At 59.2% G+C, this 25,671-nt stretch carries 22 protein-coding genes and 2 pseudogenes; 11 read left to right on the forward strand and 13 right to left on the reverse strand.

All coding sequences use genetic code 11. From position 1 onward, the window contains the following. Nucleotides 1-52: 52 nt before the first annotated feature. The 3 genes from NKH12_RS04170 to NKH12_RS04180 are packed head-to-tail and all read right to left on the reverse strand — an operon-like array spanning nt 53 to nt 2,075. Nucleotides 53-463 carry a ubiquitination-like system serine protease family protein gene (locus tag NKH12_RS04170; RefSeq protein ID WP_352467836.1) on the reverse strand — a complete coding sequence of 137 codons (411 nt, stop codon included), beginning with the start codon at nt 461-463 and terminating at the stop codon, nt 53-55. Next, on the reverse strand, nt 464-1,663 hold the full coding sequence (locus tag NKH12_RS04175) for a ThiF family adenylyltransferase (protein ID WP_352473671.1): 1,200 nt from the start codon (nt 1,661-1,663) through the stop codon (nt 464-466). Further along, entirely contained in the window at nt 1,623-2,075 is a 453-nt protein-coding gene (locus NKH12_RS04180; RefSeq protein ID WP_352951971.1) for a multiubiquitin domain-containing protein, read from the reverse strand. The genes NKH12_RS04175 and NKH12_RS04180 overlap by 41 nt, the downstream gene beginning before the upstream one ends. Nucleotides 2,076-2,257: 182 nt before the next feature. Here NKH12_RS04180 and NKH12_RS04185 point away from each other — a divergent pair, with 182 nt between their 5' ends. Together NKH12_RS04185 and NKH12_RS04190 are read left to right on the forward strand one after the other, a co-directional pair. Continuing rightward, nucleotides 2,258-2,644: a helix-turn-helix domain-containing protein gene (locus NKH12_RS04185; RefSeq protein WP_352467833.1), complete on the forward strand. Its 387-nt coding sequence runs from the start codon at nt 2,258-2,260 to the stop codon at nt 2,642-2,644. Further along, nucleotides 2,634-3,497 (forward strand): ImmA/IrrE family metallo-endopeptidase, encoded by an 864-nt coding sequence (locus NKH12_RS04190; RefSeq protein WP_352473670.1) that lies wholly within the window; start codon nt 2,634-2,636, stop codon nt 3,495-3,497. The genes NKH12_RS04185 and NKH12_RS04190 overlap by 11 nt, the downstream gene beginning before the upstream one ends. Before the next feature lie 369 nt (nt 3,498-3,866). Here the strand turns inward: NKH12_RS04190 and NKH12_RS04195 are convergent, their stop codons facing one another. The 4 genes from NKH12_RS04195 to NKH12_RS04210 form a co-directional block, all read right to left on the reverse strand. Beyond that, complete coding sequence (locus NKH12_RS04195; RefSeq protein ID WP_023680065.1) at nt 3,867-5,069, reverse strand: PAN domain-containing protein; 1,203 nt, start codon at nt 5,067-5,069, stop codon at nt 3,867-3,869. Continuing rightward, nucleotides 5,053-6,639 (reverse strand): hypothetical protein, encoded by a 1,587-nt coding sequence (locus NKH12_RS04200; protein WP_352951972.1) that lies wholly within the window; start codon nt 6,637-6,639, stop codon nt 5,053-5,055. Before NKH12_RS04200 ends, NKH12_RS04195 begins: the two co-directional genes overlap by 17 nt. Before the next feature lie 251 nt (nt 6,640-6,890). Further along, nucleotides 6,891-7,589 carry a thermonuclease family protein gene (locus NKH12_RS04205; RefSeq protein WP_352467051.1) on the reverse strand — a complete coding sequence of 233 codons (699 nt, stop codon included), beginning with the start codon at nt 7,587-7,589 and terminating at the stop codon, nt 6,891-6,893. A gap of 123 nt (nt 7,590-7,712) precedes the next feature. Next, complete coding sequence (locus tag NKH12_RS04210; RefSeq protein WP_352467052.1) at nt 7,713-7,985, reverse strand: hypothetical protein; 273 nt, start codon at nt 7,983-7,985, stop codon at nt 7,713-7,715. 921 nt (nt 7,986-8,906) lie between these two features. On the opposite strand from NKH12_RS04210, the pseudogene NKH12_RS04215 reads away from it, so the two are divergent. Continuing rightward, a pseudogene (locus NKH12_RS04215) lies at nt 8,907-9,176 on the forward strand (integrase core domain-containing protein); the annotation flags it as partial. 123 nt (nt 9,177-9,299) lie between these two features. Here the strand turns inward: NKH12_RS04215 and gmd are convergent. The 3 genes and pseudogenes from gmd to NKH12_RS04230 form a co-directional block, all read right to left on the reverse strand. Beyond that, nucleotides 9,300-10,370: a GDP-mannose 4,6-dehydratase gene (gene gmd, locus NKH12_RS04220; RefSeq protein ID WP_352474458.1), complete on the reverse strand. Its 1,071-nt coding sequence runs from the start codon at nt 10,368-10,370 to the stop codon at nt 9,300-9,302. Between the two features lie 141 nt (nt 10,371-10,511). Further along, a pseudogene (locus tag NKH12_RS04225) lies at nt 10,512-10,813 on the reverse strand (nodulation factor ABC transporter ATP-binding protein NodI); the annotation flags it as partial. A gap of 370 nt (nt 10,814-11,183) precedes the next feature. Further along, nucleotides 11,184-11,657 (reverse strand): hypothetical protein, encoded by a 474-nt coding sequence (locus NKH12_RS04230; protein WP_352467054.1) that lies wholly within the window; start codon nt 11,655-11,657, stop codon nt 11,184-11,186. Nucleotides 11,658-11,692: 35 nt separating this feature from the next. On the opposite strand from NKH12_RS04230, the gene NKH12_RS04235 reads away from it, so the two are divergent. From NKH12_RS04235 to NKH12_RS04265, 7 genes are all read left to right on the forward strand, one after another. Next, nucleotides 11,693-12,055 carry a hypothetical protein gene (locus NKH12_RS04235; protein WP_156937465.1) on the forward strand — a complete coding sequence of 121 codons (363 nt, stop codon included), beginning with the start codon at nt 11,693-11,695 and terminating at the stop codon, nt 12,053-12,055. Nucleotides 12,056-12,448: 393 nt separating this feature from the next. Further along, nucleotides 12,449-13,438 (forward strand): nodulation protein NodZ, encoded by a 990-nt coding sequence (locus NKH12_RS04240; RefSeq protein WP_023680057.1) that lies wholly within the window; start codon nt 12,449-12,451, stop codon nt 13,436-13,438. Nucleotides 13,439-13,680: 242 nt separating this feature from the next. Beyond that, a complete protein-coding gene (locus NKH12_RS04245) occupies nt 13,681-15,096 on the forward strand; it encodes a mannose-1-phosphate guanylyltransferase/mannose-6-phosphate isomerase (RefSeq protein ID WP_031212902.1) in 1,416 nt (471 codons plus the stop codon). Nucleotides 15,097-15,762: 666 nt separating this feature from the next. After that, on the forward strand, nt 15,763-15,936 hold the full coding sequence (locus NKH12_RS04250; RefSeq protein WP_352474479.1) for a hypothetical protein: 174 nt from the start codon (nt 15,763-15,765) through the stop codon (nt 15,934-15,936). A 347-nt stretch (nt 15,937-16,283) separates the two neighbouring features. Then, nucleotides 16,284-16,742, forward strand: a complete 459-nt coding sequence (locus tag NKH12_RS04255; protein WP_352467057.1) for a (2Fe-2S)-binding protein — start codon at nt 16,284-16,286, stop codon at nt 16,740-16,742. Between the two features lie 3 nt (nt 16,743-16,745). Next, nucleotides 16,746-18,947: a xanthine dehydrogenase family protein molybdopterin-binding subunit gene (locus NKH12_RS04260; protein WP_352951973.1), complete on the forward strand. Its 2,202-nt coding sequence runs from the start codon at nt 16,746-16,748 to the stop codon at nt 18,945-18,947. A 970-nt stretch (nt 18,948-19,917) separates the two neighbouring features. Continuing rightward, on the forward strand, nt 19,918-20,793 hold the full coding sequence (locus NKH12_RS04265) for a MurR/RpiR family transcriptional regulator (RefSeq protein WP_352951974.1): 876 nt from the start codon (nt 19,918-19,920) through the stop codon (nt 20,791-20,793). 72 nt (nt 20,794-20,865) lie between these two features. Here the strand turns inward: NKH12_RS04265 and NKH12_RS04270 are convergent, their stop codons facing one another. From NKH12_RS04270 to iolD, 3 genes are all read right to left on the reverse strand, one after another. Further along, nucleotides 20,866-21,681 carry an SDR family oxidoreductase gene (locus NKH12_RS04270; protein ID WP_352951975.1) on the reverse strand — a complete coding sequence of 272 codons (816 nt, stop codon included), beginning with the start codon at nt 21,679-21,681 and terminating at the stop codon, nt 20,866-20,868. A gap of 4 nt (nt 21,682-21,685) precedes the next feature. Continuing rightward, nucleotides 21,686-22,585: a myo-inosose-2 dehydratase gene (gene iolE, locus NKH12_RS04275; RefSeq protein ID WP_352951976.1), complete on the reverse strand. Its 900-nt coding sequence runs from the start codon at nt 22,583-22,585 to the stop codon at nt 21,686-21,688. A gap of 126 nt (nt 22,586-22,711) precedes the next feature. Further along, entirely contained in the window at nt 22,712-24,556 is a 1,845-nt protein-coding gene (iolD, locus tag NKH12_RS04280) for a 3D-(3,5/4)-trihydroxycyclohexane-1,2-dione acylhydrolase (decyclizing) (protein ID WP_352951977.1), read from the reverse strand. 107 nt (nt 24,557-24,663) lie between these two features. Here iolD and iolG point away from each other — a divergent pair, with 107 nt between their 5' ends. Further along, nucleotides 24,664-25,671, forward strand: coding sequence for an inositol 2-dehydrogenase (gene iolG / locus NKH12_RS04285; protein ID WP_352951978.1), 1,008 nt, complete (start codon nt 24,664-24,666; stop codon nt 25,669-25,671).

Here is a 25,671-nt window from a genome sequence, read left to right on the forward strand (position 1 = left end):
TACTGACACCAACAAAACAGGCAGGCCGGGATCAGCCTGCCTGTTACGAGGGCTACTGCGGCGGCCCAAAGGAAGTGAACCGGGTCCAGACACGGCCCAGCGCAGACAGCACACGCTTCAGGAAGGACAGACGCGCGGGGTCGCCGTGCGCGTGGCGTTCGATCTGCTTGCGCATCACCGCTTGCGACGTGGCTGGATCGAAGGCGCGCAGCCACTCAACCTCGCCGACCGTAATGAAGTAATGCGAATTGCAGGGTGCATCGCAGACGGCAATCGAAGGGCGCACCGTCGCCATACCGCCTTGTTCAGTGACCTGGTGGCTGTCGGGCACCAGCAACGAAACACGATGACCACAGCCGCAAGCGCACAGCAGGGCCCCGATCTCGAACTCCTCGCTGTGATAGACGACGCCCGGCACCAAAGGCTTGGGCATGCGCTCGACCGCTTCATAGCGAAATCTCATCTAGACTCCCCCCGCCCGGTCCATTTCGAAGGTTACGGTATCGAAGATTATCGAGGTCGCATCACTCTCCCGGTCCAGCAACCCGAAATGCTGCTTGAACCGGATCACGGCCATGTTGGCATTCAGCGCATTGAGCTCGGGAATCTGCGCCTGCTTGCGATATTCGTCAGCCTTCGCGTTTTCGACCGGCAGACGCACCGTACCCCGATTGTTGTCGAAGGCGGCACGGTCGGTGCCCGTAATGCGCACGAAGCCGCTGAGCCCGACGGCCGAGCGGTTCAGGCCCATGCCGCAATCGACAAAGGGAATGTTGTTCGCACTCAGCCAGTCCACGATCAACAGGCGCGCCGGCCCCTCATCAACCGAGACGAAGACGAAATCGAACTCGCGGAGGCGAATAACATTGTCGGCCGTGATGCGTTCGGCGACCGGCACAATGCCCGCATGCCATTGATCATAGTGCATGGCAAGCGCCTCGACTTTCAGCTTGCCGATGGCGCCGGGGATAAAGCCCGGCCATCTGAAGATCGTGTGGAGATGGACCTTGTCATCATCGAACAGCGCAATCTGCTCAAGATGCGTACGAGCCACTGAATCGAGAATGAAGGAGCCAGTTCCGCCAAGGCCGACGATGGCGACCTTCTTGCCGCGCATGAGCGCTGAGAGATCATTGAGGTGATAGCGCGCGGACATGGTGTCGGGAAAGCGCAGCGGCGAACCCTGCGCGGCCGCCTTGACGGCGATCCCACGTAGGGGTGTAGCCTGAGGATAAGCATTGACCGCCGGCGTCGTGATCGTATCGATGTATGTCTGTACCTTTTCCTCGAACGACTGGTACGCGCGCAGCGCGCCCTGCTCATCCATCAACTTGTAAGAGAAGGAGCAGCTCATGACGAGATCAGGCGTCACCTCAACGGGATTGGGACCGCCGCCAAGCCTGAGCTCGCGTCCCTGCTGGTCGTGGGGTCGGCTGCCGCGCCACCAGGCTTGGTGATCGGCGGGGGGGCCGATGACCGGGCCGGTCAGACCAAGTGGGCAGGCCCAATCGCCGTGCTGCAAGCCGGCCTCGCTGTCGAGGTAGGGCAGACCGTATATAACGAAATAACCGCCCACGAAGTCGATCAGGTATCCCGTCTCGTCCAGATCACGAAGGAAGGGGTTATGATTCACCAGTTCCGGCAACTCGAAAGCGCATTCCATCCTTCACCTTCACCTTCTGACCCGGTGCGAGCGTGCCGCTCGGGTTCTCGACCGGACCGTGGGAGTATTTGACGAGATATTCGTTCGAGGGCTTTCCGCCCTGCCCGATATAGAGATCGACCACGCGGGCGTAAGTGATCTGTTTGGTGTCGATCTCGTGGTCATCGCCATTAACCAGAATGTCGAAGACCTTCTGGCTGTAGAAATGCTGATCCTGCGTCAGATGGATCGGCGTGTCATCGCGCGGAATGCGCTCATCTTCCTCGTCGCCCGCGACCTCGCGGTAGAGCCTCTCGTGCTGCTTAATGTCGGCCAGCGCATAGAGCGCTTCACCGGTCGTTGGGTTGGGCAAATTGATCGCCACTCGATTGATGTGGATGCGCACGATGTGCGACGCAGCAATGTCCAGCATGACTTATATCCTTTCCCGCCTCTGGCGGCGCTTGCGTTTCGCCCCGACCGGTGGCATTTTGGTGTCCGGCCAGACAACAGAAGGGGTTCGAAAAAAGCCCTGGTCTAATTCACATCAGATCAGAGCCTGTTGTCCACACAGACAACAAATAGCGATTGAAAAAAATTTGTCAAGGAGGGCGAATGCCGGAAACAGCACTGGGTGTGTGGTTGAAAGGCCTAAGGGAAGAAAGAAAGCTGAGCCTAAGGGATCTCGGCCAGCGCAGCGAGGTCGATCACGCCTACATTCACCGGCTTGAAACGGGCGTAAAGGAAGCCCCATCCGAAGACGTTTTGGACAAGCTAGCGACTGCGCTGTCAGCCTCAAAGCGCGATCGCGAAGTTCTGCGCCACCTCGCGCGCCAGGAGAACGTTAATCCGAATATCTTGGAATTTGTCCGTCAGGATCAGAGTATCAGCGCCGAGGAGCTGCAGATGCTTTCCACCGTTGTGAATCGCGGCACGCGCGCGGATTACGCGACCTCGCTCGCGCGCATCAGGCGCATGATGATGGAAGACGATGATGGATGAGTTGTCAGTCGTTTCATCTGCACGGGCGTTTATCAGCAAATGCGGGCCGCTTGCGCAGCCGGTCTCAGTCGATATCTATGCGGCAGCAATCGACGGCACGATCAAAAAGGAAGCCTTGAACGACGGCGAAGATGGCTGGTCGTTCAAGACGCCCAAGGGCAAATACAAGATCTGCGTGAACTGCAATCAGAACAACAGGCGTCAGAGGTTTACCGTCTGCCACGAGGTTGCCCACGCGGTTTTAGACATCGCCCCCGATCATAGCCAGCCAAGCTGGAGTCTCAGCAAGCGGCCCCAAGGCGAGATTTTCTGCGACATTTTCGCCGCCGAGCTACTCCTACCATACAAGCTCTTCAAGCCGCAGGTTGACATGTCGGAAATGGGCATGGCGGCCGTCGGCACGCTGGCCGATGATTTCGATGCCTCGCTTCTTGCCGCCGGCTCGCGTTTCGCAACCTTCTCGAAAAATCTCTGCGCGTTCGTCGTCTCCGAAGGCGGCAAGGTTCGCTACAGCGCCCGCTCGGCAAGTCTACGTCAGGCAAAGGGCTGGGTCAGGCCCGGGGCGCTCCTGCCCGAGGGTTCCTACAGCGCACGAGCACGAGCGGGCGAGAAGCCATCAGGGCCTGAAGAAGCGGAGGCCGATGAGTGGTTCGAAGACTGGGACCGCGATGGCGGCCTATTCGAAGACGTCTTGCATGTTGGTCAATGGGATCAGACCATGACGCTGCTGTGGTACGAAGAGGACGACGCCCCGCCCGCGCGTCTCGAGCGCAAGCAATGGGAGGAACAGACCTACGGCCTGCGTGAGCTTGACGGCAATCTGCCCTGGCCGGGCGGCAGGAAGCGGCGATAGGTGGAGACCTGAGTTTGCTAGGCCAGCGGATCGATCGCCCAATATGCAGACCTTTTCAGCGTCCGGGCAGGATCATTCCCAGACTTTTTGCGCTCCCAATCGAGCGGCCGATATCTTTCTTTCGAGAGAAAAAGCGGTCCGTCGGGTCACGGCCCCATTTTGACATTCAGTCAGACGGTCCCGCAATGCGCCGACGACAATTCTTTCTCTGAGATGCCTCAGTTGGCTCCACTTTGCATTCTGCTGGAGCTTCGTCGAAGAACATTCCTGCCGCTAACCCAAAGGTTATCGTGGAATTTTGCTAGCCACTTTCTTTGACAAGCGGCTTGGTTTCAATCGCTCCTTGAGGATAGGTTCTTCGCTTCAACTTTAGTTGGCGACGCTCTTGATGCCAGATGCGACCGCTGCGTTATCAGCGGATTGGGTTATGCTGTTGAAAAGGACACACGCACTTTCTTTTTTGCGGAAATTGAACCCTAAGCAGGATTTGTCGTTTGCACATTGCAGTATGCAGTCTGGATATCGGAGCGGAGAGGTCCAATAGGCGTTGCCAGAAATTTCCGTTTTTGTGGCGAACACCAAATTCGAGTAGCGCAAATTGCTCTCGACCACTTTTTTTGCGGCCATGATCGACTCTTCGCTTTTGACCAGTAGCGATGCGTCCCCTTTCATGAAACAAGCTCGAAATTTTGTGTTATAAGTAACCGCTAGACACCTGAAGTCGGTGTCGCAGGCGGTTTGACACTGCTCAGAACTCACGTTCCTAATTGGCATATCCGGCAGGTCGTTTCCGATCGCGTCCCACCCGGACACGACAACAAATCCACTATCTGGATCGACCTCTGTCGCAGGAGTTTCTGCGGGGACAGTTGCGGCCTGCTCTCGTGACGAGTCAGGAATGATGTCTGAAGACGCAAATGTGCGACCATCCAGCCACGCGCATCTTGTTGCAAGATCGACGGCGGATGAATCATTAAGGCCGACCAACTGAAGCGTCTGAGCAGCAGCGCCAGGCCCGGCTGGTGGCGCTGTCGGTGCAGAACGAGCTGCCAATGATACATTTACGTCTACGCCGTTCACACTCCGCCGAGAGTAACACCACGCTCGGTCCCAGGTTTGGTCGTTCTCATCCTTGAAGTGGTGACCTGTGATTAACTCCCAAGTGGTGCCTTGGAACTCGACGTTCTTGGTGGCGAACTTGTTGAAGTCGACGGTCACCACGTCAGGCTTGGTAGGGACGTCAGCCTGGGGCGCCTGCTCCTGAGTTGGCTTTGGAGTTGGAACAGGAATAGGCGGCTCATCTTTTGGGGAGGTGAGATCGCTTGGCTGCTCTATGGTCGGCAAAGCCGCCGGCTCCGGCAAGGTTTTGTCCCATAGACCAAGATTGATGCCCAGCCCAATCCCGACCGCCGCCACTGCAATGGCTCCGCCAGTCGCCATTCGGCGAAAGGCGGTCGCTCGGGCTGTCTTCTCTTGGGCCGCGGCTTGAGCCTGCAAGGTTGGAATCGCTGACCTTTTGACGGCGAGATCGACGGCTTGCTCAAGCAGGGTGGTATTATGCCGGACGAGCACTTTTGCGACCCTTCATTGATACCGTCACGAGGTCTGAGACCTCAGGCGGCAAATCCTGGTCGAGGGCCTTGCGAAGGACTTCGGGATCATCGGTGAAGAGCGGAACATAGAGGATCTCTTTGACCACCTTTTCCACAGGCACCTCAACCCGCTTCTCAACCTCTTTCTCGACCATAACTTCGACTGGTACCTTAATCGTTCGAATTCGGCGCCACCGCCAACTCAGAAGCATTCTGCGGAGCAGCCTGGAAGTCTTGCTGTCTGAATTGTCCTCTTCTCGGGCGGCAATGCGCTGGAGCGCTAGAGCGACCATTGCCGTAATTGGTCCCGCGAGCGCGGCGATGAGCGCGAGCGAGCCGAACCAAATCACAGAGATTATTCCGGCCTGTGCCTCAGTCACCAGTTCAGGTTTGCTGCCGTACCACCGTGAGGCAATACGGCGGACCTGATCTGTCCGCGCCATTGGGATCCGCTCCTTGGCCGAGGCGCTGAGGGCTTTGGCAATCTGGTCCTGTCTGACCTGGTTTTGCGCCGAGGTGTTTGCCTTGTTGGCTTCTGCCGCCTGGGCATCTGCGAGCCGTTTGCCCGCTTCATCCAATCGACGCTGCCAAGCCGCGGCATCACTATCGCGCGTTTGCTCCAGAGACGAACGCCTATCGACAAGCTTCTGCCTCTGGTCAGTAGTCATAGGAGGGCTATTTGCCCGCAAACGATCGAAATTTTCGCGCAGCGCAGCAATCTCTTGATCGAGCGGCTCAATCCGAGTGTCGAACTTGGTGATAATTTTCGTGCGGGGGTTGGCAAGTTTAGCCACTTCCGATTCTAGCCTGCGTGCCGAGTCGCTGTCGCCTGAATCGCGCGCCATCTTGATACGTTCAACAAAGCTGTCGCGTTGGCGCTCAAACTGATCGACAGCGTCTTTAACTTCGCGATCACGCTGTTGAATCAGCGCCGATCGAACAGCATTTTTCTCATCCACTTGATCGCGAACACGCGAGGCCTCTGGAGTAAGGGCTGTCGTTCCCTCCAATTCCGCATTGGCCTCGGCAATTTGCGACTGAGAGGTCGCACGCGATTTTTCTGCAAGAGAGGTCAGCTGCTCAAGTTCGGAACGGGCTTGATCGACCTGATCGGCTCTTCGACCAAGTTCGTCAGCAGAGGCGAGCTTTGTCGCTTCCTGCTCAAGGGCATCAATCTTGTTTACGAGCTCCTCATAACGCAGCTGACGCAATGCGCCTGCCCTCTCCATCCCCATAAAGACAGTTTCGAAAGTGATGCCTGCAAGAACCAGGAGGAAGACCAAGATTATGGGCTTCCAGAGCCAAGACGCGCTGAAAAGCAGTGTAGCTATCGGTATCTTGGTGAGCTCCGCGATTGCCACCATGAGAAAGGGTGCACTGGCGAGCGTCAAATCCATTGCAGTGACAGACTCGCTTGCAGAAAACGCTTGTACGCCTAATGCTACACCTGTCGTAAGACCAATCGCTGCGGCCGCAATCTCTAGGGCCCAGGCACCACGGTAGGTCCACTGGCCATAGCTTGCCAGCTTTTGACTCATCACAGTCTGCATTTTACTCGCCCCCCCGACAGGGCAACATCACGCCTTGATCGCCTGCCAGCATACATTTAACGGTTTTGAAAGTCTTAGTTAAGGCGTCTCTTCTCTCTATTGTCGCAATAACTTTTTCTGCCCTTCAGATATAGAATACCTCGTCAAAAAAATGGGGTTAGCAGACCGCGTCGCCCATGCATGGTTTTCGTTGGATCGGTGTAAGCGGAAAGCCGAACAGGCCGTAGCGCGCTTACTCCGTTACATTTCAGCTAGCAGAGTGTTTCGCATGCGATCCCATCCTTGTCGCGATCGAGTTTTCCGCCCCATGAGCAGTTTTGCAGGTACCAGTTGGCTTCGTCGCAGGAACCGATCTGCTTGCACGTTCTCCGCGGCTCGCAAGAATAGCCGCTCTGCGCGACCAGCTTACGGCTGATGATGCCCAGCGGGCGACTCGACGGCGCCGCGCCGTCGGCGTGCGCAGCGCGCCATTCCCAGGGTGCCTGAAACGTCCCGGCCCACAGGCCGATCTTTGAGGCTTGGGCTTGCGCCTGCTGCCCCCCATAGGCGCCCTGGCTGTAGTGAGGCCAATCCAGCGCCTGGCCGTGCTTGACCATCCAGGCGGCCACGCCTGCGCCGTCGGCGCGCCGACAATCGCCGACAAAGCGGTGGTAGCGGTCCCACGTCACGAATGTGCATTCGAGCGGCCTCGACGCGGCCAGGAAAGTGTCCAGCGCTTCGGCCGATCGCCGGCCGCAAGGATACTCGGCGCCATTCGCATCGCGGCACAGCTGCCGGCCCTCTGGCGCGTCGATGCCGTTGAAGCGGACGCGCTGGCCGTGGATTTCGATCGTATCGCCGTCAATGACGGAAGCGACACCGGTAAGCGAGGCGGGCGCCGCCCTTTGTGGGCTGGCCTTTGATGCATCGTCGCTACGTTGCGCGCCCGACGGCGCCAGGAAGGCGGCCACCGCCGCCGCTGCCGTAAGACCGAACATTGCCGGCACGCTCGCAAGTTGGCGCCGCCACAGCTTGGCACCGGTGGGTCTCTGCCACCGATTGGATCGATATTTGCGGTATGGCCTGCTCATCCGCTACGCCGACCAGCCCGGCCATGCGCTGTCGACCATGGGCAGGCCGGCGCAATAGTAATCGTCAACGAACCGCCCGGTGGACCGGTCGCGGCAGCGCCAGATAACGCTGTAGTTCTGGCCATAGAATTGGTCCCACGCGACGCCATAGGTTTGTGGTGGCGGTGGCCGGTAATATGTTCCGCCTCCATAGCCGTTGTTGGCAGCGACACCCACAGCTGCGCCGCCGACAGCCGCGATCGCTATGCCTGTCGCGACAGCATTGTCGGTTTGCACAAGCCTGGTGCACCTCTCTGCTGTTGCGCCCCTGCGCACTAGAAGGGCCGCTACCCTGCTACGATACTGTTCGTCCGTGCTGCTGGCGAGAACGTGACATAGCGCAACGGTATTCATTGCCGTGAGATCGCTGTCCGACACGACAGCGGTCGTAGAGCAGCCGCTGACGCACAGGGCTGCACTTGCGATGAGTGCTCCAATTTTCATGTGAATCCCCCAAACAAATATTGGGGCGAGTCCGACCTAGAAGTCCAGAGTTTTGTTTTTCACTTTGCTACGATTCACAGCATGCTGCGGCTAGCTGGCATCCACTGCAACCAACCCTTCCGCCGGTCGTTGACTGATGCTGGGTTGATCTCAGCCACTCCAGAACTTGCCCGCTGGCTCAAAACCGGCGGGCTTTTTTTCCGCGACGCCGGAAGGCTCTATCTCGCCGTATGTTGTGGTACATCGGCACGCCGTCATCGGGCCGTGCCGTTGACCGAGGTGGTCCCTCCGCCATGGTCGGCCGGCGCAGCCTTGACCGTCCGCGCGGGCCATCCCAATCAAGCCCGCTGGCTTCGGTCGGCGCCTTTTTATTTGATGCCCGGCGCCGTCGGCTTGGATCTAGATCCTCGCCAGTGCCGGATTGAAGGTAAGCTGCGGCGGTATGATCGCACTTCGCGCGGGACGGACCATTGGTGTGCAGCAAGAGCGCCGAGTTCATTCGGCCAAGATTCTGCACTAGGCCGAGGTAGGTGAAGGCAGATAGCTATCCGGTAATCGCTGAGATATTGGAGATAATGTTCCCCCATGGAGGTGTGTACCAGTATTATAAGTTTCCAAACTTCATGTACGAACGCCGTGGACGAGCTGCTGTGTGCGCTTGCCGTAAATCGCTTCCGCGAGTTCACAGTCGGAGGTTGGCTAGGACCCTAACGCGAGAGCTTCAACGGCCCCCTTCGCGATGAACTCCTCAACGAGACGCGGTTCACGTCCCTGGCCCAGGCCCGCGCGAGGCTCAATGTATGGCGCGCCGATTACAACGGCGCGCGTCCGCACTCGCACATCGGATGGCAGACACCCAACGAATGTGCATCGACCTTCAACCCGCGACGGTCGCTCGCGCTGCGCAACGTGAAACGCTCCGCGCCAGCACCCGTCGCGTCCACCGGCAAATCCACCCCCGGAAACGAACTCACGACTGGATAGAATTGGGGGAAACGTCAGGGCGGCCATAACTTTGCAGTCTTCAGACGCGAGGCGGCCTACAACAGCGCTGCCCACCATGCTTGTGGCCCGCGACCCACACGGCTTTTCCCTTCAGATCGTACATTATGCTTCCTTCATGATTACCGATGTCTGCATGACCTTGAGGTCTTCCCGCACCATTTCCGCGGCGAGCTCGCGCACGGATGTCTCATGCACCCAGCCGAGCTTCTCCTTCGCCTTGGTGGCATCGCCCAGGAGAAGATCGACTTCCGTGGGGCGGAAGTAGCGTGGGTCTACCTGGACTAGGCATCTGCCGGTCTCGACATCATAGCCCTTTTCGTCGACTCCCTCACCACGCCATTCGAGCGCGACGCCGACATCTTCGAAAACCCATTCGACGAATTGGCGGACAGGGGTCGTCTTGCCCGTCGCCAGCACGTAATCATCCGGTTGATCCTGCTGCATCATCATCCACATACCACGCACGTACTCACGCGCATGGCCCCAATCGCGTTGAGCATCCAGATTGCCGAGATAAAGCTTGTCCTGCTTGCCGAGGTAGATAGCAGCGGCGGCGCGGGTGATCTTGCGCGTCACAAAAGTTTCGCCGCGCAGTGGGCTTTCATGATTGAAGAGAATGCCGTTGGAAGCATGGATACCATAGGCCTCGCGATAGTTGACCACGATCCAGTAGGCGTAGAGCTTGGCGGCGGCGTAAGGGCTGCGCGGATAAAAGGGCGTTGTTTCGTTCTGCGGTACGGATTGCACGAGGCCGTAGAGCTCTGAAGTCGAGGCCTGATAGAAGCGGGTCTTGTCCTTCAGACCGAGGAGGCGGATCGCCTCAAGAAGTCGCAATGTTCCGATACCGTCGGCGTTTGCTGTGTATTCCGGCGTTTCGAACGACACCTGGACATGGCTCTGAGCGGCCAAGTTGTAAATCTCGTCTGGCTGGGATTCCTGAACTACTCGGATGAGATTAGTCGCATCAGTGAGGTCACCGTAATGCAAAATTAGGCGCGGATCGGGATCGTGCGGGTCTTGGTAGATGTCTTCGATGCGACCCGTGTTGAAGGAAGAGGAACGTCGCTTAATCCCATGAACGACGTAGCCTTTTTCCAGCAGAAGACGGGTAAGATAGGCACCATCCTGTCCCGTTATGCCCGTAACCAGAGCAACTTTCCTGTTCTCGCCCATTTTCTTCCTGCTCTATTATAGTTGAAGTTTCGACTCCGGCTCGCCACACCGCCAGCAAACTGCGGCCCGCCCCATACCCTATGGTAGGATTTCGACAGATGCGGCGCGGAGCTCGTCATTGACAGTGTCAGCCAGCGAGCACACCTGCTCCTGCTTGGAGGCATAGCAAAACAGAGTCTCGCCGCTAACCTGCCTAAGTCGCACATGCGGCCTGAGTGCCGAACTCAGCTCACGGGGTGAGCGACATAGATTTCAATCACGTCGCACCCGATTTGCTCATCAATCAGCGAGTGAGGACGCACGTCCGTTCTCAAGCACGCAGGTCGGTTGCATAGCCGCTCCGCTTCTTCCACGAAGTGGGTGGCCAGTAGAATCGTCTTGCCCTGCGCCAACAGGGCACGTAGCCATTCCCAGATAAAATGGCGGGCATGTGGGTCCAAGCCGACAACTCCACCTTACCGCTCTCTTGCGCTAACCAAGTAATCTTAATCATTGCCTGCTTCAGCGTCTTCTAATGGAAATTGTTTTGATCAGTGAAATCGATTGTTTGGATGAGGTGCATCCATAAAATGGATTGTTTGACAGGGCAGCGCGGCACATCGGCGGCACAAAGTCGTGGGCGCGAGGTTTCGCTCCGCGCGAAGACAAAGTTCGTGGCAGTCGGGGGCTTTGGGCGAACCGCACATTTGAGACGGCGGCGAAAAGCCGGGTAGGGCATTACGTATTGACCTCCAAGGAATTTCGGGCGCGCTAGCCCGAAAACGGTAGCTGGGCTTCAACGATGGGGGGACGAGGCGACCATCAAACTGTGTTTCATACTGTAGGCGATCGCAGTGCGGCGAATTTGAACGGCCGCCTTTGCCAGCCCTCGCCATCGCATCCGGCTACAGGTGCCGAAGATCTTCTCGATCCGAGTACAAATTCTGTGGATCGGTTGGTTCCAGGCGTCGAGCTTTCGGCCTCGTCGCGCCCCCACAGCGGTTGCGACGATGCGCGGCCTTCCACCCTTGGCGCGCACCGCGTCGCCGAGATGATTGCCTCGGTAGGCGCTGTCGGCAAACACTTCGCCGGGATTGTCGGGCAGAGCATCAGGAACGGCGTTGCCGTCCTCGGTGTGGGCGCCGTGACGGCGATCTCCTCGACAAGGGCCGTATCGGCGTAGGCACCGAAATGGGCTTTGAAGCAATGAAACGCTGGTCGGCGCTTGTACTTGACCCAATGGCCCTCTTCATCATCTTCGCTGGCCGAGGCGATGATCGCCGCATCGACAGGCGTGCCGATCTTCACCTGGATCGCTGAAAATCTCGGCGAACAACAGGGTCATGAACCTCAAGGGCCTGTCGAAAACGGACGAGAGCGGGTTCGCACAGGTGTCGGCTCCGACACCGAGAACCCGCAGAACCGTCGGAACGATCCTCCACATGGCTGCAGACGCCAAAATTCCTCTCTCGGCCGTCGTCGCACAGCATCGCGTGCCAGTCGCTCAGTCCGGCCGGATCGAAAGCTATCCGGTCGACACGAGTTGCGCCATGTTGGCGCACTTGAAAGCGTCAGAGGGCGCTGTGTCGCATCTTTCGATGGGACCGGACGCCATGATGGCCATAAATGACGTGGATGGCCTGCGCCTGACATTCGACGGCTGGCGGGTCCTGCACATCCGTCCTTCAGGAAACGCCCGCAAATGACATGTTACGTTGAGGCAGTTAAGAATTGGACTTGAAAAAGGGACTTTGTGGACTGCCTCGAACGGCTGTTTCGCTTAGCAAAGCGCGGCCTCGCGTCAGCAGAGGCCCATCGTCAAGGAATGCCTTAGTATCCAACACATGGATGGGCCACATCCACGCAATCAATTTTACAGATGTCGCCCGGCGCATTAGAGAACGCTGAATTTAACCGGAAGCGGGAGTACCCGGCGTCAAGATTTGCGAGCGTCACAGAGATAAGGATAGGCAGTGCAGAGGGAGCTCTTCTGCCCCACGCGCAGCCTCTACCAAATCGCCCGGCGTAACGGTCGACTAGTATCGATTAAGAGATCCCAAGCCAGATGCAACCTCGTCTCTGAAACGAAATTTCCGAAAATGCAGGTCAGTGGATTGGTAAAGCGCAGGTTCGTCGTCTCTCAGAGGCGTACGGGGTTCGGTGATTGTCTATGGTCGCTGGCGGCCGCTTGGCGCTACGCTCAGCGGTCGGGACGAACGCTAGCCGTCGACTGGCGCGGGTCCTGCTATCTCGACCAACCCTTCACAAATGCCTTTCCGGTGTTCTTCGAACCGATCAATGACATCGCTGGCGTACCGGCTATTTGCGACGACCGGATCAACGACTTTTCCTTCCCGGGTCCATTCTTCCCGGAGTGGTGGAATAGGCCAGCGATCGACTGCCTTTACCGCCCAGATGAGCAGATTTTCCAAGAGCGCGACGAGTTGGGCGAGCTCTTTCAGGCCGAACACGATGTCGAAGCGAACACAGTAGTGTGTGACGCTTGCTTGATGTGGCGCTGCGATGAGGATGCCGAGCGGCAGGTCTTCCAGAGTGTCAAGCCTCGGTCTGAAATTCAAACACGCATAAATGCCATTTACCAAGAATGTTTTGAGGGGCACAGCATCATCGGGGTTCATGTTCGACATGGTAACGGTGAAGACATCATGGACCATGCGCCCTACTGGGCCGATCCGGAGTTCGCCGTTCGACAAGTGTGCACTGCGGTTGATAAGGCTAAAGCGTTACCGCACCCCAAGCCTGTGCGGCTGTTCTTGTGCACGGACAGCGCGCAAATCCTGGATCACCTGTCGGCCAGGTTTCCCGATCTTCTCACCGTCCCCAAGCATTTCCGATCGGATCAAGACGGCCCCTTACACACTGCAGCACTTGGGATGGACGGCGCAATTTCCGCCCTCGTTGAGATGTATCTTCTCGGGCGCTGCGATACTGTAATTCGGTTTCCTCCGACGAGCGCCTTTACACGATATGCACGCCTTTTCGTACCACGCGTAATTGAGTTCGATCTGAAGGAGCCAAGTCGTTTGATTTTGATAGAAGACAGCCAAAGAATCTCTGGTCTCAGTTAAGACCCGTCACCTGCACAATTCGGCGGATGCAACCAACAGACATAGTTGAATGTCCATTTCTCATCGAGGCCATGGAAGCGTCGTACGATACCGATAGCGTCGTCATCTGAGGCCGTTCGGCAACGCGCCAGAACTTCGCTGTTACTCGGAGGCCGCAGACCAAGCCAGAGCGACGGCGATCGTGACGCTAACGCTCGAAAGGGCGCGGGCAATCACTCCAGAGACGAAATCGAGGTTGTTATATGAAAGTGGTTCCCGTCATCATCAGCGGCGGAGCCGGATCGCGGCTATGGCCCGCCTCAAGGCAATCGCACCCTAAACCTTTCCTCAAAGTGGCAGACGGGCATTCACTGATGCAGCACACTGTGTTGCGCGCCGGTTCGATAAAGGGCGTAGTGGAACTCGTCGCCGTGACATCTGGGGAACACCTCTTCCTTACCAAGGACGACTTCGACGAACTAGAGTCCGTGGTCCTGCCACGCACCTTTCTGCTCGAGCCTGAAGGCCGGGATACGGCCGCAGCCGTTGCGGCAGCCGCCATCCATGCCAAGGCGACGCAAGGCCCTGACGCGATTCTATGCGTCTTCCCAGCCGATCACATGGTTGGCAACCTGCCTGCATTTTTAGACGTCATGTGCCGGGCCATCGAACATGCGAAGCTCGGGCGGATCGCCACATTGGGCATCACCCCAACCAGACCGGACACGGCATTCGGCTATATCGAAGCGGATGGTGAGAAAGTCGTCCGTTTCGTTGAAAAACCGGATCTGGACACAGCCAAAGCCTATGTCGCGTCCAAGCGCTTCTTTTGGAACGCCGGCATTTTCTGCTTTAGCGCACAAACCATGCTCGACGAGATGGCATCGCATTGCCCCGCGGTGATCCAGGCCGTCTCCGACAGCTACGAGAACGGCCGCTTCAGTCAAGGCGAAGGCTTTGCCAAGATCGAACTCGCGCCTGAGCATTTCGGCTCCGCCCCGCGAATCTCGCTCGACTACGCTGTCATGGAGAAGACGAACAAACTTGCCGTGGTTGCCTGCGACATGGATTGGAACGACATCGGATCCTGGAACGCAATGGCCGATTTGATCGCCCCCGACGAAAGCGGGAACAGGATACGCGGCGATGTGCATATGGTCGACACGACCGGCAGCTATGTGAGCTCCGACAAGCGCGTCATCGGCACGGTCGGCGTCAGCGATCTGGTGATCGTCGATTCCCCGGACGCTTTGCTTGTCGCATCCCGCGACCGCGTTCAGGACGTCAAGAAGCTGTTCGAGGGCCTCAAGGCTTCAGGACATGAAGCTCACCTGGTCCATAGCACGGTACACCGGCCGTGGGGTACCTACACGGTTCTTGAGGAAGGCGAGCGCTTCAAGATCAAACGCATCGAGGTGAAGCCCGGTCGGCGGCTGAGCCTGCAGATGCACTATCATCGTTCGGAGCACTGGGTCGTGGTCAGCGGCTCCGCGAAAATCGTCAATGGCGAGCAGGAGTTGTTCCTGGCGACAAACGAATCAGCCTACATCCCCTGCGGCCATAAGCATCGGCTGGAGAACCCAGGCAGAATTGACCTGGTGATCATTGAAGTGCAGAGCGGCGATTATCTCGGCGAGGATGATATCGTTCGCTTCGACGACGTATATGGTCGAACGTAGATTTCACCCGCGTGACGAGAACGGTCAACGTGTCGCTGACTAATTACCACTAGGAAGCCCGTCTGCCCACTCAGGACCGGATGCTTGTGGAATCGGGAATTGACCAAGGCAGCGGCGAATGACCGCAATCGGCATCAGGGGTGGGACAAATCAACCGGAAAAGACCGGAGAGCATAGTAACGCAACACAGTCCCACTGTCGAATAGCCTTTGATATTTCTGACTTTCCAAGCACCCTCAGGGCCCACCAAAATTATATCAATGGCTTATGGCCGACTTCGCTCTGAAGTGGGCCAAATCGACCTCGCTATCCCCGCAGCACTCAGTTCGATTGTTTTCGCATGAAAACGAGCAAGGACAGGGGGAGGGCGATCTTGTGCTGGCTTCTATGTCCAATCTTGCTCCTGTTCGTCGTCAGGTTGTGTGCAGCCACATAGCGCGGCTATCGCGAGGCTGGAAGGCCTCCGATCGATAGGTGCGGCGAACGGCGGCAACGAGGTGCGAATAGGATGGCTGAGCGTATGATCGAGAATACCGCAGTTGCGGTCTAGCGCGAAATGCAGCGTCTGTGACTCATCGGTCATTGCAGCGGGAATCATGACCCTAAGCCGCCCTTCATCAGCCCACCAGCGCCCAGAAGAAGGCGAAGATCCGTCACAATGCCTACCTGTACCAAGGCTTCAAGCAGTTCACCGCGAATGGGAAGACCGCCAGCCATTGCTTCTTCATTTTCGGCCATTCGCTCGCTACGAATGACGACCACATCCTTAACCGCATAGCGCGTGGCAAGTTTCTGGCACCTATGGTGAACCAGCATCCGCGGATAACCAGCGGATCATGAACCACGCGAACGAGCTAGCGGTGCAGCGCAACGAAAAATCGCCGCTTGATGTCGTCTTTTATGATGCTGCTACAGTTCATGTCTGGGGTTTAGGCTTAGAAGCGGAATGACTGCCAACCAGGTCATCGAGCCGGAAACTGACCGGCCGGTGGGCCCAAAAATGACATTCAGTTGCCTCCAGCCTTTCGACACGAGCCACTTCACGATCTCGCGATTGCCAGCTAGCGGCTTGTTGCTCGAGCTGCGCGATCCTAGTCTGTGGTCGCTATGCCTCAGCAAGAAGAGTCCGGTTCCTAGCCGGGCGGAGGCGCAACGAGATAGCCAGCTCAGGACAAGGAGAGCAAGCCATGGTCGCTTTTACCCTCAATGGCGAGGCGCGAACACTCGACGTCGATCCAGAGATGCCGCTGCTCTGGGCGATCCGTGACGGCATCGGACTCACAGGAACGAAATTCGGTTGCGGCCTTGCCCAGTGCGGCGCTTGCACGGTTCACGTTAACGGCATGCCGACGCGCTCGTGCCAGACCGCAGTCGGCGACATCGAAGGAGCCTCGATCACCACCATTGAGGGCGTGTCGGGCAAGATCGGCGAAACGGTCCAGGCCGTGTGGGCCGAGTTCGACGTACCTCAATGCGGCTATTGCCAGTCTGGCCAGATCATGTCGGCCGTGGCCCTCCTGACAGAGACGCCGAAGCCGACGGACGATGATATTGATTCGGCGATGAGCGGCAATCTCTGCCGCTGCGCCACCTATCATCGCATCCGCGCGGCCATCCACGAGACCGCCAACCGGCTGGAGACTTGAGGCATGTTGCAGTTTCTCCCGAAGCATAATGCCGTGGGGCCCACGCGGCGCCAGTTCCTCCTCGGCACGGCCGTCACCACCGCGGGCTTCGCCGTGGGCTACCGGCTAATGATGGCCGCGCCCGCCAACGCACAAACGACGCCTGCAGCGGTCCAGGCGAACCCCTTCCAGACCTATGTCGAGATCACACCGGAGAACCGAATCGTCATCCACTCGTCGCAGTTCGAGATGGGACAAGGCTCCTATTTCGGCATCGCCACCCTGGTTATGGAAGAGCTCGACGGCGCCTGGGCGCAGGTCCACGTGGTCGGCGGATATGGCAATACCGCGCTCTACGGCAATCTCGCCTGGGGCGGGGCCGCGCAGGGAACCGGTGGCTCCACGTCGATGAGCTCGTCGTGGGAGCGCTACCGCAAGGCGGGTGCTGCCGCACGGGCCATGCTGGTGGCGGCCGCGGCGCAGCGGTGGGACGTGCCAGCCGGCGAGATCACAGTCGCTTCCGGGGTCGTGTCGCACGCCTCAGGGATGCAGGCGCGCTTCGGTGACCTGGCTAAAGCCGCAGCGGGAATGCCGGTTCCCGACGACGTGCCGCTAAAGCCGCGCGACAAGTGGGCCCAGATCGGATCGGACAGCCTCAAGCGCTACGATTCCGCCGGCAAGACCAATGGCGCGCAGACCTACACGATCGACCTCAAGATAGATGGACTCAATACGGCCGTTATGATCCATCCGCCGAAGTTCGGCGCTGAGATCGAGAGCTTCGACGCCTCCAAGGCCAAGGCACTCGACGGCATTGTCGATGTCGTCCAGACGCCGCGCGGCATTGCCGTGGTCGGCAGGGACATGTGGACGGCGCTCAAGGGCCGCGATCTCGTGGAGGTGACCTGGAACGAAGAGAAGGCCGAAAGGCGCGGCACGGCCGAGATCATGGCCGAATACACTAAGGCAGCAGACGATCCGGGCGCGGCCACCGCGCGCGACGACGGTAACACTCCCGCAGCGTTGGCCAGTGCTGAGAAAGTCATCCAAGGGCACTACGAATTCCCCTATCTTGTCCATGCTTCGATCGAGCCACTCAACGCGGCCGCCCGAATCAACGAAGACGGCACCATCGACGTCTGGGGCGGACACCAGATGCCCGATCTTTATCAGGCGGCTGCCGCTCAAGTAGGCGGCACCACGCCGGACAAGGTGAGGCTGCACGTGATGAAGACCGGCGGCAGCTTCGGCCGCCGAGCGGTCTCGGACGCAGATCTCATTATCGAAGCTGTTTCCACAGCGCGTGCACTGGGACCCGGCAAGCCAGTGAAGGTGCAGTGGACCCGCGAGAACGACATGCGGGGTGGGCGGTACCGGCCGGTCTATGTGCACGCAGTCAAGGCGGGGCTCGACAAGGAAGGCAATGTCGTCGCTCTCCATGACCACATCGTGGGCCAATCGATCGCGGGCGGTTCGACCTTTGCGGCGATGATCGAGAACGGCATCGATCCGACCTCCGTGGAGGGCGCCACCAACCTGCCCTATGCGATCCCGAACCTGAAGGTCGAGCTGACCACGACGGACGTGAACATCCCAGTGCTGTGGTGGCGTTCGGTAGGCTCCACCCACACCGCTTACGCAATGGAAACCCTGATTGATGAGCTCGCCGCCGCTGCGAACCGTGATCCGGTCGATTTCCGCTTGTCGATGCTCGGTCACCATCCACGGCATGCCGGCGTGCTGAAATTGGCTGCTGAGAAGGCAGGCTGGGACAAGCCTCTGCCGGAAGGCCGTTTCCGCGGCGTGGCCCTGCATGAAAGCCTCTCGACCTATGTCGCCGAGGTGGTGGAGATCACCTTCAACGATGCAAATGATTTCAAAGTCGACCGCGTCGTCTGCGCGGTAGATTGCGGCACCGCGATAAATCCTGACCAGATCCGCGCTCAGATGGAGGGCGGTATCGGCTTCGGGCTAGGCGCGATCCTCCAGGAGGAGCTGACCCTGACGGGCGGTGTCATAGACCAAGAGAACTACGACACCTATACGCCGCTCAGGATCGAGCAGATGCCGCGCGTCGAGGTGCACATTATGCCCTCCGACGAGCCGCCCACGGGCGTTGGCGAGCCCGGTGTGCCGCCGATCGGCCCGGCCGTCGCCAACGCGCTACGGGCGGCGACGGGCAAGACGATCCGCAAGCTGCCGATCATAAAGAACTTGTCAGCATAGCCGGGAATGACACCATGAAAACGGCCGCGATGAAGATCGCGGTCGTAGGTCGTTTTTGAACGCTCCTGACAGGCGATCACCTCCATTCGATCAATTTCCGGCGGCTGCCCGGTCCAATATCCGGTTTAGAGACGGTAACCCGTGTTCTGAACGACCGCAGACGGTCGTTGGTGCTGGTAGCACTGAAGAACCGCTTTCGAGACGCAAATGCCGCACGCAAATGTCTCGAAAGGGTCACACTAGAGACTTTTGTACCACCTATTGCATGTCTGCTATCGCTTTCTGGGCGCGAGAAGCGGCCGGTCCTCTGACGGCCCCATAACAGGACATTGATGTCTTCGCGCTGAGCGTCAGCAGTTGGCTCTACCGCGACCTTTCTCAGGAAGGCTGCACACCGACGCGATCTTCCTTTCACCTTGCGCAAACCTCCCTTCCGAGTGAGGCGTTCAGTGCGTCGGCTTGGTGGACTGAGGCACTTCTGAGTGGGACAACAACATTGAAAAATATTGGAAAAGATTTGAATGCTCTGAAGTCCCACTGATCTCTTACCAATTGATTTTTATGGCTTTCTGAATACCCTCCGGGCCCACCAAAACATACAGTTACATATTTGATTCTATTCTATTTTTTCCTGCTTGCCCATAACGTGGACTCGAACCCTCTGTGTCCGCCGAACAGAACAGCACCGAATATCTGACAGTCCACCCAATGATGGATGGGGCAGTTTCCCTCTCTCTCGTTTCTGCGGTCAGCGGCCTATGGGTGTCTTGAGGCGCCGTTTGCCGATGGCGCTTGCCAGAGCCGCGACGGGTCCGGCCACCGCATCGCATTCGCTGCTACAGATTTGCTGCGCGGCGAAAACTAGCGAACCGCGAAGCTGAACTGTGCGCAGTACGAAGGCGACAACTCTCTGCTGGTCAAAAGCCTTCAAAGACGCCATCATGCAATAAAAATTGCGAGGATGTGCATTGTGGAACAGAAGGTCGAGGCTCCCAAGGACTATGAGGATCTCATCCGCGTGATTCACGACCGGTATGAGGGGATGAGCAAGTCGTACCAGAAGATTGCGTTGTACCTCACCCAAAATCCGAATGACGTCGCCGTGCGATCAGTGAACTCGATCGGGGAAGGCAGCGGCGTTCACGCATCCAGCTTCGTCCGCTTTGCCCAAGCACTCGGGTATGAGGGGTTCAAGGATCTGCAGAGCCTCTTCCAGAAACGATTGTCCACCGCGGCTCCCGGCTTCGAAGCCCGCGTCAAGGCTTTGGAGAAGGAACTGGGGGAGCGGACGGATCGCAGCGAGATGGGATTCATGCACGACCTGGTCGTCCGTGACATCACGTCCCTGAAAGCGATGCTGACCGATATTCAACCCGGGGATCTGGCCGAAGCCGTTGCCCTGCTCGAGAAGGCCGACGTCGTCTATCTAATGGGACAACTTCGCTCGGCACCGGTGGTCGAACTCCTTCGCTATATTTTGACCATGCTAGGTAAGCGCTGCGTGCTCCTGGATCCGGGCGGCGGACTGGCCACGCATATGGCCCGCGCAATGCGCAAGACGGATCTGCTGTTTGCGGTGTCGTTCCGCTTTTATGCGAACGAGGTCGTCAATGTTGTGGAAGAAGCCGCGAGGAGAGGTGTACCCATTGTGGCGATCTCGGACAGCACGCTGTCTCCGTTGGCCAAGAGCGCGCGCGTTCTCTTCGCCGTACCGGAGCACGAATACACTTTCTCGCGCTCGCTGGCGGCTCCCATGTGTCTTGCCCAGGCTTTGACCGTGGCCTTGGCGGCCAGGCTTCAGAACAACGCGGTCAATCCCCGCATTCCAACGGTTACCGAGCGGTAGGGACTGCAAACCGCGAAAGCTGGGGCAGCACAGCGATCCGCCGGCCGGCGATTCTCAATCAGTGTCGGAAGGTTAGAACGCCATCGCCCTTTCAGGCACGGCCATGGGGCCGGATGCGGCACCAAGGACTGTTTGGTCGTAATCCACCACCGAACCTGTCATGAGCCCGGCATCGTCCGAAACGAGGAAGGTTACCGCCCGCGCGACCTCGCGGGGGTCGATCAGGCGCCCGAAGGGCAGGTTTGCAACGGCTTTCGCTTCCCAATTGGCGTCGCCTGTTTCAGTTTCCTGCAACTCCCGCTCGTGATCGGACGCCATCCAGCCGACATCCAGCTGGTTAATCCGGATGCGGTTCTTCATGACGGAAAAGGCAGTGTTTCGGGTCAGCGTCGCCAGCGCGCCCTTGGTGGCGCAATAGACGTTTATGAATGGCTGGCCGGCATGTTCGGAGATCGAGCCGATGTTGCAGATGGCGCCTTCAATACCGTCGCGGATCATGCGGCGGATGGCCTCCTGCATCAGGAAGTAGGGTCCGCGCACATTGACGGCGAACAGGGCGTCGAAGAGTTCGGGCGAGGTATCGAGGATGGTTCCACGGTCCGTGCGCGCCCCGGCGTTCACCAGCACATGTATCTTGCCATAAACGCACTCGGCCTCCGCCATTGCGTGTCGGCAATCCTCGACTTTGCCGAGATCGGCCTCGACAAAATGGACAGGCACGCCGGTGTCGCGCGTGATCGCTTCGGCCACGGCACGGCCCTTCGTCCCATTGCGGCCGAGCGTGACGAGACCGGCAGCGCCGGCTTCCGCTAGTCGGCGCGCGATTGCCGCTCCCAACCCCTGCGTCGAGCCGGTGACGACACAGACCTTTCCATCCATCCGGTTCATGTGTTCAGCCCTCCACCGTGTAGCCAGCCGCGGCCATCACACGCAGCAATTCCTTGTGTCCGATCTTCGCCATTTCGAGCGGTGGACTTTTGATGGGGTCCTGTTCAGCTTCAACGACGAACCAGCCTTCGTAGCCGTGGCTCGCCAAGCGCTTGACGATCGCCTCGAATTCGAGCGAGCCGTCACCGGGCACGGTGAAGGCTCCCTTGACCACCGCATCGAGGAAACTCTCCCGGCTGCGGTCGAGCCCGTCCACGACCGCCTGACGGATGTCCTTAGTGTGGACATGCGAAATGCGGGCGTGGTGCTTGTCGATTACCCGCAGCACGTCGCCACCGGCAAAGGCCATGTGGCCGGCATCGTAGAGCAGGGGCAGACCTTCGCCGGAATGCTTCATCAGCAGATCGACGTCCTCTTCGCTTTCGATCGGCGCGGCCATGTGGTGGTGGTAGGAAATCGGCATGCCGTGGTCGGCGCACCATTCGCCGAAAGCGGTGAGCTTGCGGCCATAGGCTTTGATCTGTTGCTCGTCGAGACGCGGGCGCATGGCGAGCGGCGTTCCGCGGTCGCCCTGGATGGTGCGGCACGTCTCGCCATAGACGATGCAGGGCGCGCTGGTCGTTTTGAACAGCTCCATCTGCGCGGCGATGCGGTCCTTCTCTTCATCGATGTCGCCAACCAGCAAGCGACCGGAGAACCAGCCGCCGCAGACGGTTATCCCGTGCTGCCTCAAAATGGGCTCAAGCACGGCCGCGTCCATCGGGAAGCGGCGGCCAGTCTCCATGCCAGTGAAGCCGGCCTCACGGGCCTGCCGCAGACACTCCTCCAGCGAAACGTCGTCGCTCAATTCGGGGAGGTCATCGTTCCACCAGGCGATCGGGGCGATGCCAAGCTTGGCTCTCATCTTCATCTCCATCATCATTCCAGCTGCCGCCGACGACTGCTTGCGCCACAAAAAAACTGCCGGAACAATGCTCAGGGAGTGTCGCATCGTTCCGGCAGAGGACGCCCCAAGGGGCGCCCGGTAAACTTAGACACCTACGCGCTGCCGTTTGCGGCCTTCGGCTTGCACGGGATGGGCCTCGCGAACCTCGGCCCGCTCGCTGACCTGCGGTACGCCGACGTCCCACCATGCGTCGCCGGGCGTCCAGGTGAAGGCGTCGGAAACGATGGTGATTACCGTGGTGCGGTCGGTGGTCTTCGCCCATTCGATCGCCTGGCCGAGATCGGCAAGGCTTTCGACACGCCGCGTCAGCGCCCCCATGGCCTCCGCGTGCTTGGCGAAGTCGACCGAGAAGGGCTCCTTGACCCGGCAGTCCTTGATCAGGTTGTTGAAGGAGGCGCCGCCTTTGGCGTTCTGCAGCCGGTTGATCACCGCATAGCCGCCATTATCGCAGACGACGAGGATCATCTTGTGGCCGGCGAGCACCGAGGAATAGATGTCGGAGTTCATCATCATGTAGGTGCCGTCGCCGATCATGACGATCGGCGTGCGGGTGGGGTCGGCCATGGCCGCCCCCCAGCCGGCAGAGATTTCATAACCCATGCACGAGAAGCCGAACTCGCAGTCGAAGGTATTCGGCTCCTTCACCCGCCAGTTCTTCATCACCTCACCGGGAAGTCCGCCGGCCGCGGTGATAAGCAGGTCGCGTTCGCCGGCTTTCGCGTTAACCACGCCGACCACCTGTGCGTAGGACGGAACCGGGTCGTTGGTCGGCTTCTGGAAACCGTCGAGCAACGTGTTCCACTTGGCGAATTCGCCCTTGCCCTTGTCGGTCCAGGTTTTTTCCGCCTTCCAGTCGCCGAGGGCGGCTTCGAGTTCGTTCACCGTCTCCAGGGCGTCGCCGACGACGGCGAGCGCCCGATGTTTGGTGGCGTCCCACCGTGCTGCGTTGATCGAGACGAATTTCGCATCGGCCGCGAACGCGCTCCAGGAGCCGGTGGTGAAGTCCATGAGCCGTGTGCCGACGGCGATGATCACGTCGGCTTCCGCGGCAAGCGCGTTGGCCGAGGTCGAGCCGACGATGCCGATCGGGCCGACATGCGCGGGATGGTCGTGCGTGACGGTGCCTTTGCCGGCGATGGTTTCAGCGAGCGGTAGGCCGCGCGCCTCGGCGAATTTCGCAAGGGCGGCCTCGGCACCGGAGTAACGCACGCCGCCGCCGGAAATGATCAAGGGGCGCTTGGCCGTCTTGAGAAGCCGCACCGCCTCTTCGAGGCGGGCACGATCCGGCCGGGGGCGGGGAATTGCGTGGACCGTGGGCTCGAAGAAGGCTTCGGGATAATCCCAGGCGATTTCCTGCACATCCTGCGGCAAAGCAATGAAGGCCGGCCCGCAATCGGCCGGATCAAGCAGCACCGCAACCGCCTGCGGTAGCGACGAAATGATCTGCTCGGGATGGACTATGCGGTCCCAGTAGCGCGTGACCGCCTTAAAGGCGTCATTGACGTTGATGGTCGGGTCGCCGAAGTGCTCGACCTGCTGCATCACCGGATCGGGCCTGCGATTGACGAAGGTGTCGCCGGAGAGCAGCAGCACCGGCAGCCGGTTCGAATGGGCGACACCCGCTGCCGTCACCATGTTCAGTGCGCCGGGTCCGATCGAGGTGGCCGCAACCATGATCTGGCGCCGGCGCTTTGACTTTGCAAAGCCGATTGCGGCGAGCGCCATCGACTGCTCGTTCTGACCACGCCAGGTAGGTAGCACGTCCTTCACACCCTCGAGCGCTTCGGAAAGGCAAGTCACGTTGCCGTGCCCGAAGATTGCGAAGACGCCGGGAAAGAGCGGAACTTTTTCTCCGTCGATGGTCGTGAACTGGTTGCACAGATAGCGCACGAGCGCCTGCGCCATGGTCAGACGGACGGCCCTGGTCATCTTGTCTCCTCCCTAATGGCGGTCTTTCCAAATCTATACGGAATGCCCATTGACAAATCAACATGATTGCAACGATCATTGCAAAAATTCGAAACCGGGAGGATTTCTTGCTCAGGATTGCTGTGCTCGGCTGTGGTCGGATTGGCAGGATGCATGCGGCAAACATTGCCGCGCATCCTCGTGCGCAACTGGCTACCGTCTATGACATCGACAAATCGTCCGCGGAGACTGTCGCGGCGCGACACGGCGTTCGCGCCTCGGGATCGGCCGACGAGGTATTTGCCTCGGCGGATGTAGATTCGGTCCTTGTCGCGACGGTGACCGACACGCATGCCGATTACATCGAAAAGGCTGTAGCCGCTGGCAAGCCCGTGCTCTGCGAGAAGCCGATCGACCTGAGCTTGGAGCGGGTAAACCGCTGCGCCGAAGCAATTTTGTCCAAGGACGTGCCGGTCCAGATCGGCTTCAACCGGCGTTTCGACCCCGGTCACCGCGCTGCCTGGAACGCCGCACGATCCGGCGAGATCGGCGACCTGCACCAGGTCATCATCACCTCGCGTGATCCCGGCATGCCGCCGCGCTCGTACTATGAGGTCGCCGGCGGGCTTTTCCGCGACATGACGATCCACGACTTCGACCTCGCCCGCTTCATGCTGGGTGAGGAGCCGGAGGAGGTGTTCGCCATTGGCGGCCGGCTGATCGACCCGGCCATGATGGCGGAGCTGAACGACTACGACAGCGTCATGGTCGTGATGCGGACCAAAAGCGGCAAGCAGTGCCACATCAACAACTCCCGAACCTCCACTTATGGCTACGACCAGCGCGTCGAGTTGCTGGGAACCACCGGCATGGTGATCAGCGGCAACCGGAAGCCTCACGAGCTGCGCCGCTACTCGGCCGCGCAAACCGAAGCCGCCGCGCCCTACCTGGATTTTTTCATCGAGCGCTACCGCGAGGCGTTCGACGCCGAGATCGACGCCTTCGTCACCTGCGTCGAGAAGGGCGAGCCACCGCTGGTCGGTTTTGAGGACGGGCGCCGCGCCCTGATCCTGGCTGAGGCGGCGATGAAATCGGCGGTCGAAGGTCGCTCCGTGAAGGTCAGCGAGATCGGATAA

Source organism: Mesorhizobium sp. M1322 (assembly GCF_040318085.1).
GTDB lineage: Bacteria > Pseudomonadota > Alphaproteobacteria > Rhizobiales > Rhizobiaceae > Mesorhizobium.

Excerpts from the sequence above, each read along its gene's own strand:
- iolE (WP_352951976.1), bottom strand. The coding sequence starts at position 22,585 with ATGAGAGCCAAGCTTGGCATCGCCCCGATCGCCTGGTGGAACGATGAC.
- NKH12_RS04175 (WP_352473671.1), bottom strand. The coding sequence starts at position 1,663 with ATGGAATGCGCTTTCGAGTTGCCGGAACTGGTGAATCATAACCCCTTC.
- NKH12_RS04200 (WP_352951972.1), bottom strand. The coding sequence starts at position 6,639 with ATGCAGACTGTGATGAGTCAAAAGCTGGCAAGCTATGGCCAGTGGACC.
- NKH12_RS04235 (WP_156937465.1), top strand. The coding sequence starts at position 11,693 with ATGAACCTCAAGGGCCTGTCGAAAACGGACGAGAGCGGGTTCGCACAG.
- NKH12_RS04170 (WP_352467836.1), bottom strand. The coding sequence starts at position 463 with ATGAGATTTCGCTATGAAGCGGTCGAGCGCATGCCCAAGCCTTTGGTG.
- NKH12_RS04255 (WP_352467057.1), top strand. The coding sequence starts at position 16,284 with ATGGTCGCTTTTACCCTCAATGGCGAGGCGCGAACACTCGACGTCGAT.
- NKH12_RS04180 (WP_352951971.1), bottom strand. The coding sequence starts at position 2,075 with ATGCTGGACATTGCTGCGTCGCACATCGTGCGCATCCACATCAATCGA.
- NKH12_RS04185 (WP_352467833.1), top strand. The coding sequence starts at position 2,258 with ATGCCGGAAACAGCACTGGGTGTGTGGTTGAAAGGCCTAAGGGAAGAA.
- NKH12_RS04245 (WP_031212902.1), top strand. The coding sequence starts at position 13,681 with ATGAAAGTGGTTCCCGTCATCATCAGCGGCGGAGCCGGATCGCGGCTA.
- gmd (WP_352474458.1), bottom strand. The coding sequence starts at position 10,370 with ATGGGCGAGAACAGGAAAGTTGCTCTGGTTACGGGCATAACGGGACAG.
- NKH12_RS04240 (WP_023680057.1), top strand. The coding sequence starts at position 12,449 with ATGCAGGTCAGTGGATTGGTAAAGCGCAGGTTCGTCGTCTCTCAGAGG.
- NKH12_RS04270 (WP_352951975.1), bottom strand. The coding sequence starts at position 21,681 with ATGAACCGGATGGATGGAAAGGTCTGTGTCGTCACCGGCTCGACGCAG.
- iolD (WP_352951977.1), bottom strand. The coding sequence starts at position 24,556 with ATGACCAGGGCCGTCCGTCTGACCATGGCGCAGGCGCTCGTGCGCTAT.
- NKH12_RS04190 (WP_352473670.1), top strand. The coding sequence starts at position 2,634 with ATGATGGATGAGTTGTCAGTCGTTTCATCTGCACGGGCGTTTATCAGC.
- NKH12_RS04260 (WP_352951973.1), top strand. The coding sequence starts at position 16,746 with ATGTTGCAGTTTCTCCCGAAGCATAATGCCGTGGGGCCCACGCGGCGC.